This window comes from Methylicorpusculum oleiharenae (assembly GCF_009828925.2).
GTDB classification, from domain to species: Bacteria; Pseudomonadota; Gammaproteobacteria; order Methylococcales; family Methylomonadaceae; genus Methylicorpusculum; species Methylicorpusculum oleiharenae.
Genome location: NZ_WUTY02000001.1, coordinates 4019045 through 4032990 on the forward strand (window position 1 = coordinate 4019045; position 13946 = coordinate 4032990).

A 13946-nucleotide genomic window follows, 5' to 3' on the forward strand; every position below is an offset into this window, starting at 1 on the left:
CTATTTTTTCCAACTCATCCGTCCGGCCATTTTCTTCAATTTGGCTTTCAGACTTTTCGTTTCATCAGCCTGTTTTTCAGAATCTGATGCATGATCCTGATCGTCATCAGCCATCGTGAAATCGTATAACATTTGCCGTGGTTTTTTGGAATTCGCATCAGTAATGATTAGAAAATCTCCACGCTGCCTATTGTTTTCAACCTGATCGTTTTGCTTTTCAGCCTTGACGAACGAGCCGGCATCCTCATCGAAATAACTGATGCTGGTTGAGTTGAGCAACTCACGCACACCTACCGACAATGTGGAATCCATCAGCTCGATTTGACCCTTGATTTCCGTTCCATGATCATAACCCAATATGTGACCCATTTCATGCATCACAACCGTCAGCAAGTCCATTTTTCCGGATGCATCGTTATTCTTTTTGGCAGACAAGGTTCCGTCGGAATTCCGGCGATACTCTTCATTTTTATCAGCCGTCGGATCGACAAACCAGCCCCAGCCGGCGGCATCAAGGTCAATATGAAGCGTGTTAACGTCTTGTTGAGCCAAAATCAATCCGCCAAAGTCTTCCAGTCGAACGGTAATCGTATTCAAACGAGCCAGTAATTCGTCATCAAGCAATCCCGATGCCGCCCAGCGACGTTTAGCCTCGGCCAGAATGGGTGCGATATCATCCTGTGCAATCGAAGAAACCGTATTTTGCGAAACAAAATCGGGCGCAACGGTCGCTTGCAGATTGTTTGCCGGCACTCTTGGATCATTGGTTTTGACCATCACTGAGTCGAAACTCGATGTGACGCTGTGTGTAAACAGACCGAATCGACCATCAGTACCCACCGCATTGAACACAAATCCAACTGCCGCCTGATCGTTCAGCGACAGGCTGACCGTCGCCCCCTTGATCGAGATACCGAGTTTGTAATCGGTACCCGCAGTCAGGCTAAGGTTGCTGACAGCGGCATCGATCTTCCAGCCCGAAGCCGAACGGTGACCGATCATCACTTGCTTCGATATGACATCGACCGCAGCAAACTTGAAGTCGGTGTCGCTGTAGCGATCGAACACGATACCGGACCGACCTGTCGTATTGAATGTCGTGTTCAACTCAAGTAGAGAAGTGGCTGACATCTGCGTGACGCCAGACAAGTTCAACAATTGAATGGCAGTAGCATTCGCGGTCAACGGCGCACCTATGAGACGTCCGGCCGTTGCGTTCCAGGTTCCCAGACGCGAATCCGCATCGCCTGTTACCATTTCACCGACTCCGGTTGCAAAGTCCTCTGTTCGAACGGCCGTGACGGCCGGCGGCAAGACTTGTACCGAAATGTTATCCATGGCGCCACGCGACCGGTCGGAGCCAAAGCCTACCAATCCCCAGTTCAACGCATAGCTCCAGCCATCGATGACGGTTGGTTGGAAGGTATGACTAAACGTGGTTTTGTTGTCGACGACCAGCGTGGCAGTAAGCCCGTTGACCGACAATGTCAGGTTATACCAGGTATTGTCCTTGACACCGCCCTGCACAGAGGATTGACTCAACACTTGCCATCCTGCCGCCGTGCGTTGGCCGATCTCCAGCTTGTTGGTCGATACGTTCAAACCGGCAAACTTGAAATCGGTCGGACTTTGGTAATCGAAGATCACATAGCTGTTCGCTTTCCACCCACCAGTAGGCTTGATAACCTGAATCCTTGCCTGTAATTCGTAGTAGATGGGTAGCGCGTCACCCACATGATAGACCGATACCGCATCGTTCTGATTCGACGTAGCAGCGATACGCAACACACCGCCGTTGACTTCCCAAGTACCGCTATCGGCTGCCAACCCTTGCAACTGTCCGTCATTGAAATTAGCGGTACGTAAAACATCGCGTTTGCCGCCGGGAATATTGCCGGCTTGAGGATCGGCTGGCGCACCGGTTTGAGACTGCCAGGCAAAATCTTTCTGACGAATCAAACCCAGTTCACCTTCCGGCTCACCATTGCGTGCCGCATCGGCTCCGGTATCGGCAGCGCGTGTCGGATCGGCGCCGTCGCTGGCACTCAAGGTGTACAGGAATTCAGCCAATTGCGGTTGCAGCGTTCGACTGACAGTCGCCATGCCGAACGGTGCAAACGGCACCAGGTAGCTATTGAACTCGCCGACCCAATCGATCAAGCGGTCCCCGCCGGTGTTACCGATCAGTACGTCGCGGCCGGCGCCACCGAAAGCACGGTCCTCATAACTGGGTTGCGTATCGGGTTGGTTATTCAGTCCTTCATTGGTCCGATGATCATCGTCAGCATTGAGTAGATCGTTGCCGAAACCGCCATACAGATTGTCTTTGCCGGTGCCGCCGACCAACCAATCATTACCGGTGTCGCCGAAGATCTTGTCGTTTCCGTCATTCCAAGCTTGCACATAGCTGGTCGCCTGATTGCCGTTGGTATTGATCGTACCGGCTGGAACATAGCTACCTTCGGTGGCGGAGAAGTTAAGGAACCATTCCAATCCGCCTTGGTTGGTTTTATTGGCGGTGCCGTCCGCATTGAGCGTAATTTTACGCAACGGATCATACTCGTCGTACAGGGCGAACTCGCCGGCGCGGCGGGTACTATCGAAGTGCCAGCCATCCGGATCCTCTGGATTGTAAGCCAAAACATCACCCTGATTATAAGGACGGAAGAAATCACTGCGCGTGACGCCTGTCAGTTGCCCCTGTTCATTATAAACTTGCGTGTAGGCCAGACTTAACGCCTCCCCCCCCAGAATCGCATCATCGCCCGAACCGCCATGCAGCCAATCATTACCCAATCCGCCAAAAATGATGTCGTTGGCATTAGGAGCTCCGGGAAGTCCCTGGTCATCGACGGTTTTGCGATTGACGGTCGTAAACTCGTCCCAATCACCGTTAAAGTTGGGATCGAAACTGAACGGAGTTAAATTGACGGCCTTTTTCAGTTCGCCAGCGACATTGACGACTGCCTGTTGAATGCTTCCCGGCGTCGCAATGGCTTCGTTCATCATATTGCCGTTGAAGGTCCTGGTGTCGCCGTTATCGGGCAACAAAGCAACGACACCGTACAAGGGTTCCCCATAAGTCGTGGCGTTGCGGCTCACGATGAAACGACCGTCGTCGCCGATCACGCCATCGTCACCGGTTCCGCCCGAGATCCAATCGTTACCGTAGCCACCGATCAGATCATCGTCCTGACCATGGCCGTACAACAGGTCATTGCCTTTCATGCCGTAAATCGTGTCATCTCCGGCTTCACCGTGAATTTCGTCACCGGCGCCGCGGTCATTGACGGCATCTGAGTGAATATCGATACCGCCTTCATGGTAGTCCAGGAACTCGACCGTTCTGACCACAATGTAGTCATAGGTGGCATTATTTCCGTCGCTGCCATAACCCTGTGCGGCAGAACCGTAAGAGTCGTAGTTGAAGTTGAGATAACCGCCGGTGCTGCGCACGCCGGATTCAAAGACATTGCCGTTACCGCGTTGAGCGCCGTTGATACCCACCAAACGGAAGATCAGACCGTTGTCGCCGATGATTACATCCGCGTCATGAGCATGGGCTCCGGCATTGGTCACGATCAGGTCATTCGCATAAGCGGAAGGCAGCCCTGGTGTTTTCGCGCTGGTCGCATCACCAATGTCGTTTCGATCGATCCGGGTTCCGGCACCGCCGAATATCAGATCGCTGCCGTCGGAACGTTGTGACGCGTCAAACAAACCGAATAAATTGGAACTTCCGCCAATCAGGTCATCCTGACCCCGGTTGCCGAAGATCACGTCGTTTCCGCCGTTGCCTTCGATGTAGTCATCACCGTCGTACAAGCCCTCGAAGCTGGCGCGCACGCTCAGCTCGCCGATGCCATCGAGGCCGAGCGGCGCGGAACGTCCGCCGCCGAAATTAGTGAAGTCCTCGGGCAGCTCATAGAAGCTGCCGTTGCTGCGCACCAGGCTCAACTGTGCCGCCGCGAGCTGCTCTGCGCTGCTGTCCACCGCCATGCCGATGGTGCCATCGCCCTGAATCACGTCATTGCCGAGTTGACCGAATATCTCGTCCTCGCCTGCTCCGCCGGCGATGTAGTCATTTCCGTAAAACAGATTCGACGTCGTATCGGCATGATCGAGCAACACGATTTTGTATTGACTGGTGCTGCGTGGATCGGCATAAAGCGGTATCGGTGCGCCGTTATGTCCGGTTTCCAGAGGGACGACCAGCGCCCGTCCGTCGTTTTGGCCGGTGATGCTATACATCGCGGTACCCAACAGCGCGCGCATACGGGGATCCAGATGATCTTCACGGTAACAGATTTCGGCATTGTCACCCGCGATTGCGTCATTGCCGGCTCCGCCGTCGATGCGGTCGTTGCCATCCAAACCGCCCGCCACATTGTGACCGCCGATCAAGATGTCATCACCGTGACCGCCGTAGACCAGATCGTCGCCTTGTTGGCCGAGAATGATATCGTTACCGCCTTCGCCAAATATCGTATCGTTGAACTCACCGGTTACATTCGTATCGATCGTTCTGAATCCGAAAGCGCCATAAGAATTGTCATTTTGATCGGTAAACACGAACGGCTCACATGCACAGCCTTCTTTGACTAGGTCCGTACACACCTCACCGTATTCACCGAAGACCAGATCGTTACCTTCACCTGCATAGATGACATCATTGCCCAAGCCTCCGAAGATCACAGAGCCGCCGGCACCGGAGACGATGGTGTCACTGCCGTCGTTCAGCGAAACGAGGGTTTTGAAACAGCCCAACATGAAAGGATGCGCGGAGAATGCCGAAGCGGCATCGTAGCCATCCATCGAAGTCAAGATACCGCTATCGGCGATGATGACCGCAAAACCGTTGCCGTCGTCTATCTCATCGGCATCGGCACCGCCGATCACGATGTCGTTGGCATCGCCGACGTAGATCGTATCCTGGCCGCCTTTATCGACTTCGGTCGAAGCGATTTCATCGATGTCGCGAGCATCATTGTCTGCTTTGACATAATCGATGTAACCGTTGTCGCCAATGACCAGATTATTCTTATCCAAGTCTTTTGCAGACGAATTCGGGCTCAAACCGACTGCGCTCATTACTGCGCCATAAGCAAAGATCAAATCGTCGCCGAAACCGCCGAGAATGATGTCGCGGCCTTGGCTGGTGATGATCGTGTCATCGCCACCCATTATTGGTGCAATCGTTTCGATTCTGCCCAATGAAACCGGATGATTGTCCAGTCTCGCCACTAAATCATCTAAATCATCCGAGCCATTGACCGCAAAAGCGGACAGAATTCGACCGTGGTCGCCGAAGACGATGTTATGTCCTTGGCCTGCATCGATCAGATCACCGGAAGTTCCACCCAAAATAATATCGTTACCGCTTCCGGTCGTAATGCTATCAATGCCGCCGTTATCGAAATCGATACTTTCGATGACATCGATATCGGTCAAATCACCGTCGAATTCGATGTAATCGATGAAGCCATGATCGCCAAAGATCAGGTTGCCGTCGTTACCGCCTGAAATGATGTCGCCCCCCAAACCGCCGAGGATACGGTTATAACCGCTACCGCCGCCGATGATGTCGGCTTGGCCATTTTTGGGTTGATCTGTAGCGATGCGGGTGACATTTCCGGTGGTTAGAAGACGCAAGGTACCAGCGGTTTGTTCGATCACGCCGTGATCGCCGAAGATGATGTCATCGCCGTCATCGCCATACAAAGTATCGCTGCCAGCCAGCAAACTGTCTCGAGTGTAATTGCGGCTGATATCGACAGTCGGTACCGTCAACAGACGCGCCACGGTGTGCGGTCCGTTGCTCTCACCGACCACGGCATAATCCAGATTGAAGCCGGAGTCCCCGTAGATATGATCCAGGCCGCCTTGGCCGTGAATTTCGTCATCACCTGAGCCACCGGCCAGATGATCATCACCCTGGCTGCCCCAAATCACGTCGTCGCCCGCGCCGCCGTAGATGGTTACCCCGCCCTGTGCGGCACGTGCATCGATGATGTCGTGACCGGCATTGAGGAAGGATACGGCGTTACCGGTAAAGGCGCCCAGATCGGGACGCGAATCGTAACGAGTGCCGTCCTGGCTGGTATCGCCGAAGATCACCAGCGGTGAATTGACACCGCCACCGCCCGTGATAACGATGTTATCGCCACCCATTTGGCCATTGTTGGCCAGCAAGGTATTGCCGCCGCCATGCACAACAGTCACCACCTTGTCGCTGGCGCCCGGTGTGCCGGCACTGGTTGCGGATATATTGAACGTATCATTACCTTGGCCGAGCATAATGTCGGTGACTTCAATATCGTCGAAGGTAATACCGCCGAAAAACTCCGCTGGCTGCGAACCGTCTTGCGCTTCGCTGATATCCAGAGTCAATGAGGTGCTGTAGCCATCGCTACCCGGACGCATGCCCAGCCCGGAAATATTAATGGCATTGCCCAGCTTGACGATGGTTTGGGCGTTCGCATCCAAAGTCACCGCCTGCATTTTACCGATGTCGTCAGCCCGACTGGAATCGTTGAACACATTCAAACGATCGGCCTGCTTGGTTTCATCAATATCCAATTCAATCGTTTTAGGCATTGCGGTTGATTCTGTCGGTAACATGACCGCCGGCTTGATAGAACGGTCTTTACCTTCGGTTACGCCGCCTTCAATGATCAACGGACCTGCGATGCTGTTCACGGTGTGCTCGCGCACCGGCTCCTGTCTTACGAACTGCTGTTCAGGATCGGGGACGAAGTAGTCGTCAATTTCAACGCCAATGGATAATTCATGGAACCAATTGCTGGCGTCGAAATTGACGGCCGGTGTTTTGCGTTGAATGCTGACGCTAGCTTGATTGCCAGTACTTAATTGCGCGTTGGTGGTTAAAGTCAAAGTCGACGCCGTCAGTGAATTGACTTTATATACATCCCCTGCGCCATTGATTTGGAACAAACTGCCTACCCGGAATCCGTCGGCTAACCAACTGCCGCCATCGCTGCGTTGGATGCTGTCCGCAGCCGTGCCGCCGTCCACAAAATAGACAGCCAGCCTTTGCGCGCCACCCAAATTGTTAAGGAATACGCGCGGGTTACTGACAAATCGGGTTTGGCCGTCGCCATACAAGTTCACAGTCACTTCGCCTGCCGGTTGACTGACCAACCGCAAGCTGTAACTGTCGCCGGCTTGGCCTTGCACCAGACGAGTACTGCCGTCGGTTTCGGTGACCAGCACTTTGGCCGTGTCGTTATCGACCACGCTGACCGCGACTTCAGCACTGGGCGCATTGGCATAGACCGAGTTAACATCAGTGCTGCTAAAACCATGAGTGATGCGGGTTATGATACTGTTCTCGCGTACCGCGTCATTGACCGCTTTCACTGTCAGTGTGCGTGAGCTGTTCCAGTTATTCGCATCGAAGGTCAGACTGGTAACCTGGGTATTGCCCTCGAAAACCTGGATTTGGTTGCTGTCGAACGCCAAACTGACCGTCACCAGTTCGCCGGGTTGCGGCTGAACCGATAACTGCACGGTATAGGTGTCATCGATGGCGCTGTTGCCAATGCTATTACCCGAGGTATCGGTGACGTTACCGCCTTCCAATACGCGCGTCGAACCGCCGCTTTCCAGTACGATCAAACTGCCCAGATCGTCATCCACCACCTTGGCTTCGACATTGCGTATCGCCACGTTATCGTAAGCGGCAATATCGCCGGCGTTGTTGCTGACGATTTGTAGGCTATGGCTGATCATGACTTTGCGCTCGCCTTCGATGGCGTCGTCATGCGCGGCTTTGACGAACACAGTCCGGGCCGATTCCCAATCAGCCTGGGTAAACTTGATCACTGCAGCACTGCTGTAATTGACGCCGTCCAGCGAAATCAACACCGATTCAGCTTCATGCGGTGCATCAGCAGGCAACGGATCGTTAATTGCATTACGTGTGTTCAAACGGCGATCGGCCGATGAAGACAACGCCGCCGATACGGTCAAATAACCGATAGTGCTGTTATCCAAGCCAGTAAGAGGCGCAATCAGCGAAATACTGTAGCTATCAATAAAGCCGGCGACATCTTCCAGCAACTCGGTATAGCCGGAAGTCGCACCGCCAGTTTCGTCGATGACCACTTTACCCTGGGTCTGATCGGCGATGGTCACCGCAATACCATCCACCAACAACTGGTTGTAGTTGTTATCAACACTGGCCGCGCCATGATTAATCACAGAGCTGCGACCGTTCAAATCCTGACTGATCACCTGAGCGGTAACATCGCCAGCAACATTGAAGGTATCACTTCCCAAACCGCCAATCACCGTAGTGACCACATTGTCGCGGGTGCTGAGGATGAAGAATTGATCGTTGCCTTCCAGGCCATCGACTTCCACCGACTCTTCCACCCCATCCAGACGCACCGACAAACCGGCACCGAAGATGCCGTCAGCGGTGACAATGAAGCTGTCGTCGCGTTCGGTACCCAGTACGGTCACTGTATCAAACCCGGCACCGCCGTTGATGCTGAGCGGGGCATTGATGTTGTACTCAAAATGGTCGTCGTCGTTGCCGCCATTGGCGATGATGTCGTCCTCGGCGATGAAGGCGCGGATGACGAAGTTGTCGTTGCCGGCCTCGCCTTCCAGCCGCAACACGGCTTTGTTGCTGTAAACGTTGAACGTATCACCCTGCTCGCCGCCAAACACTGTCGTCGCATAACTGGCGCCGCGAGACAACCAGCCGCGAGTGATTTGAGTCAAGGCAATGTCGTCGCTATTTGCGGTCAAGTCGATGTTGTCCACATCGTTGGCCACAACGCGCACATCATCGATGCGGTTCGGATCGGCATAGTCATAGCCGTTCGGATTGGTACCGAACACCTGGCCAATCTGGAACAAATCCTTGCCTTGGCCGCCATCCAACGTGGTAATCGCGCTGTTGTCGTCCATGTAGAATTCGTCATCACCCAAGCCGCCGTTGACGGTCAAGCGTCCGTTAACGGTGCGATCATAGTTGATGCGTTGCAGTTCGGATTTGAAACCAGGACGGCCATCGTTATCGAAACTGCCGTCTTTGCTGAGCAGCGCTACGAAACGTTCACGCAACAAGAACACATCGCCATTCACGGTGCCGTTGATGGTCAGGGTATCGACACCATCATCAGGTGCACCGCTATCGTGCACATTGACCAGATAACTGCTCAACGCGTTGGTGATATTGACGACATACACGTCGGTGCCGCCACGACCATCGAGATCCACGGTGTCGCGCACCGCGCCATCACTGCCGTCGGCTTTGACATGATTGGGGCGATCATGGGTAGTATCAATAGAAGGCAATTGGTCAAGAATGAAGGTATCTTCACCACCGGCCAAACCATCGCGGTCACCCAAAACCTGGGTATGCCCACGCAAAGCAAGCGGCTGCAGGTACACGGTATCGTTATCCCGACCACCACTGATCACGTTGGTAACAGAATCCAGACTGCCCAAGACATCGATACGGCTGCCAACACCGGGATCGGCATCCTCAAAATCACTGCTTAATTCGATACGAATACCGGCGCTGACGACGCTGTTGCTATCAATCAGCATATCGTCACCAGCCAGCAAACGAACCACTTGGCCGGCACTGATATCCGCACCGTCGGTGACGATCAGGTCTTCGTCTTCAAGGGAACCGTCAAGAGCTGTGACATATTTGCTTAAATCCGGCGCCGTCAATTCGGTCACAATCGCCGAATCGATGGCTTGCAGAATTACGTCATCATTGACGGAAGCGATATTTTCAACAACCGTCATGAAACCAGCCGATCTGACGCGAATCATGCGGTTGGCACGCAGACCATTGTTTGTGCTGGCACCAGGCAAGGCTTGACTGACGATGGCGCCGATCACCAACCCTTGGGCATTCTCAATAAAGATGCCGCCTGCCCCGCCATCTCCTTCCAAATGGGCCAGGAGGGTTTCCAGCGGATTGCTGTCTGTTCCAATGCCCTGCGCAGCATTCAAGAAGGCGTTTTTGGCCATGATGTCCGTATTGCTGACCGCTTCGAAGGCATCCAAAATGGCACCCGCGCTGGAATCAACCGCCACATCGGTAGTGGTGCGTAACAAACTGATCTCAATATTGCCGGTTGCGTCCACATCGATCAGGCCGTCGGTGGCATCAACAAAGGAGCCGTCGGTCATCGCGATGGCACCGCCATCATTAGCTTTGCCATCGGCGGAGCTACCATCCCAGTCGGCCAGCAATCTTACCGTTGCCGAACCGGTTTCGGTGTCGATCGAACCGCTGGCATTAAACGTGATGTTGCCTTTGGCTTTGAGTGTCACTGCACCGCCGCCGCTGGTGATTGCCGAATTGACCAGAATATCAATAGACGCATCCAAAAACACCGGTCCATTGGCGGTGTCGATCGCTTCAGCTACCGTAATCGAACCTAGGGCAGAAATGTCGACAGTAGTGAGGGCTTTAATACCCACTTGGCTACTGATTCCGCCGATTTGCAGGTTGCCAGTGTTATCCAGCCAGATACCGCCGGCACTGATCTCGGCTTCCAGACGGTTGATTTGGGTTTCCAATGGATTGACCGCGCTACCGACCGAATTAACTGCATTCACAATGGCATCTGCCGCAGTAATGTCGGTATCCGGTACGCCCACTTCAGGCTGGTCGACAATCGCCAGTTCGGCATTGATATGCACCAGCGTGCCCGCGGTGATGGTGCCGATGGTCAGATCATGTTTATCCAAGCTATGCAGATAAACGCTGCCACCGACTTGAGCACTGAATACGCCAGCAATGTCCACATCCAGGAAATTGTCGGATGCACCGACATTCAAGCTGGCTTTAAGCAGCGCGTCACCTGCGGCTATCAAGTCAGCCGCATCGGTATCACGGTCCAGAATCGAACCGACATAGGCTTGTAACACGATATCGTCGCCAGCTTCGATCAATCCGACATTCAGATTGCCCTGGATGACTTCGATAAAGGCGTCGGTGCTGGTCAGGACATTGTCGATATTCAAGTCGCTGATGTTTTTGGTGACACCGTACAAAGTGACGCTGCCATCGACTTGCCGCAAGCGCAACTCGCCGCCGACATCGGCACTAACCTCTTTATCCGCTGCAATTTGCACACGCAGCGTACTTTTTGGCGTGCCCTGTCCGCTGACGTTGCCACCGCTCCGGATGCCTAAATCGCCGAAGCTGGTAATCGCCGCAACCGCTGAGGTGTTGATGTCGGTAACCGCACCACCCACCTGCAACAGCACATCACCACCGACGCCGGAACGGATATGATCAATATCCAAATCCGCATCGGTTTGCAAAGCCACGCCGGCAACTGCGTCGATTTCAACCGTCACGGCGGTGTTGCTGTTCACATCGGCATCTGCGGCGATATCAATGTCGTCAACCAAGCGCACGACAACTTTGACAGGCTGACCGTTGGTATCTCGTTGCACCGAGATAATGTCGCTCACTGTCGCCCGCGACAACAGTTCTTGGTGTTCGGTAGTCATACCGGCAAAACCGTTAACTGGAATGTCTATGGTGACGACACCTGAAATTCGGCCCACTTGGGTATTGCTACCCACGGTAGACAGTGTCACTCGGTGACCGATGATATTGGCGCTCTCCGTGGTAATTGGCGCGCTGCTGACACCGGCTGGAATTTCCAGGTCGGGATACAGATATTTGATCAATGACACCGACAGCGGGTATTGCAGCGATGCCGCATTGAAAGTACGCGCAGCGATTTTGGCATCACGTTCGGTCTGACTATATTTATAGACAAAATCCGCATCATAATTGCCGCTGCCGTAGGCATCATCGATTTCATCGAAGCGCGCTGCCTCGTCGACAGTCGCCGGTGAATAAGGCCGGGTTGCGGTGTAGCTGAATTGCAATAATTGCAGATCAGTGACCGATACAGAGCCCACCCCATTCAAGCTGTTGACGGTTATATCAAACGCCTTAGGCGTCGCTGCAATCGCCGCATCGTAGCGGTTATCAGCCAATCGAATCGTATTGGCATCCACCACGATCACGTAGTAGGCAAAATCATCCAGCAAGTTGGTGATGGTCGGATTTTGGCCCATTTTAAAGATCACCCGGTCGCCAGTTTGCAGACCGTGAGCGCTGGCTAAATTAATTTGGTTGGTTTGCGCGTCGATACTGGCGATGGATAGCGTGGCACTGGGTGTAGCACCAGGAACGGCGCCACGGTAGTACAGCCAATAATTGTGGTAATTTTGGGTAATGGCGTATTCTTCCGAGCGGATCGCAGCTTCGGCTGCAGCCAAGGCTTCCGCACCTGTCGCATCCGCAGCTGCGGCTAACGCTGCCACTTCTTCAGCGGTTTTGGGTTTTAACTGCTCGTACACCGCATCGAGAATGGAACCGCTTTGGGTACTGAGTTTGACATCGCCCGTGGTGGAATGCACGGCGCCCTGGGCTTCCCAGGACTTGGCAAGTGCCAGTTTCAGATCGCCGGTTTTCTCGCTGATATGGATATTGTCTTCGGCCAGTGCCGCCAAGCCGCCTTTTTTCAAGACATCGGAATCGATGGTCAACGCCAGGTTGGCGGCGCCGATTGCGCCTTTGCTGGCTTTCAATTCCACCAGATTGCCTTTGACCAGCGCACTGGCATTTTGGGCACGGATACCCTCCGGCGCATTGATCAGCACATCGCCTTTTTCGGTCAGCACCTGCTTGATTACAAAACTGCTGATGCTATCGGCTTCGAACGCGTCCTTGACCGCATTCAGAACAATGTACTTGCCGGATTTGGTATCGGCAGTATCGAGACCCGCTATCACATCCAGCGCACCCTTGTTACCTTCGATGTTGACATTCACGAAGTCACCGGCGCGAATCGTCGGGCTGACACCCAAAATTGCCACTTCCGGCACCGAGGACACGGAGCCTTTATCCGACGTGATGCTGATGCTGTTTTGCACATCGTCTATATCGGGTGAAATGATGTTGCCCTGCATGAACACATCGTTGACACTGTGAATCACGATAGACGGTTCGGCCGGGCCTTCGGCAAACACGATGTTGATCGGATAATCGGCCTTCAAGGTATGCGTATAGTAATCCTTGATGCCTTGCACGGTAGTAGTTGTGGTACGGACGGTTTTTTCCCGTAGCCAGCCGCCGCCAAAAGTTTCGGTGTTGGAGGTGTAGGTGTAATTTAAAAAGTCACTGTCAAAATCAACATCAGCAGCTGAAGTATCACTGGTTACATTCTTCCAAAGATTGGTATCCAGGAAATTCTGATCCGGTAATTTCAAATCCAAGGTGCCGGTTACCTTGGTTGCATCCAGTTGATAGCGATTTCCGGTTACGCCCTTAGTAGTATCTGTACCCACATATTTTACGGTGGTTATTCCAGGGGTGACTTTAACCGCTTCGTCGTTGACCTGCACATACGCCAGGGTGTAAGCGTCACCGACTGCGTAGCCAGGCACTTGCGCCAAACCGCTAGCACCACCAACCACTTCAGATTCCAACAGCCGGGTTTTGTCGGTGTAGAAAATATCCCTATCAATCCAGCTGTCGTCCTTGACCAAACCGTCCCAATCAAAGCCCAATAAGTTGAAGCTTTTTTGTTCATAAACCCGTACCTCGGTGCGGGTAGATTCCTGGCCTTCTACCCAGACATACAACTGCCCCTTATAAAGTAAAGCCGGCATGGTTGCACCATTGACCAAGGCATAAGCAACCGGGCTGGCAGGATTGCCATATTGAATCAAGTCATCGGCAGTATTGCTGTCGCCCAGGTTATAAGTCGCCGTGGCCTGCAAGGTATAGACGATGCGTGATACCTGATTATCATCAGGTGTTGTCGTCAACTCGCCTTCATAGACGCGTTCGGTGACCAGTTTATTAGCGTCAATCTTGTATTCGGTTTTGGTCTGCGCCACCGAATCGATGATGGTGATAA

General features: G+C 53.4%; 1 protein-coding gene (cut by a window edge). It reads right to left on the minus strand.

Annotation, left to right across the window (positions count from 1 at the left end):
- Positions 1-13946 carry the final stretch of an LEPR-XLL domain-containing protein gene (locus tag GO003_RS18180; RefSeq protein WP_159656878.1) on the minus strand. 15367 nt of this gene lie beyond the right edge of the window, so the window shows 13946 of its 29313 coding nt (coding positions 15368-29313); the start codon falls outside the window, past its right edge — the gene reads right to left on this strand; its stop codon occupies positions 1-3.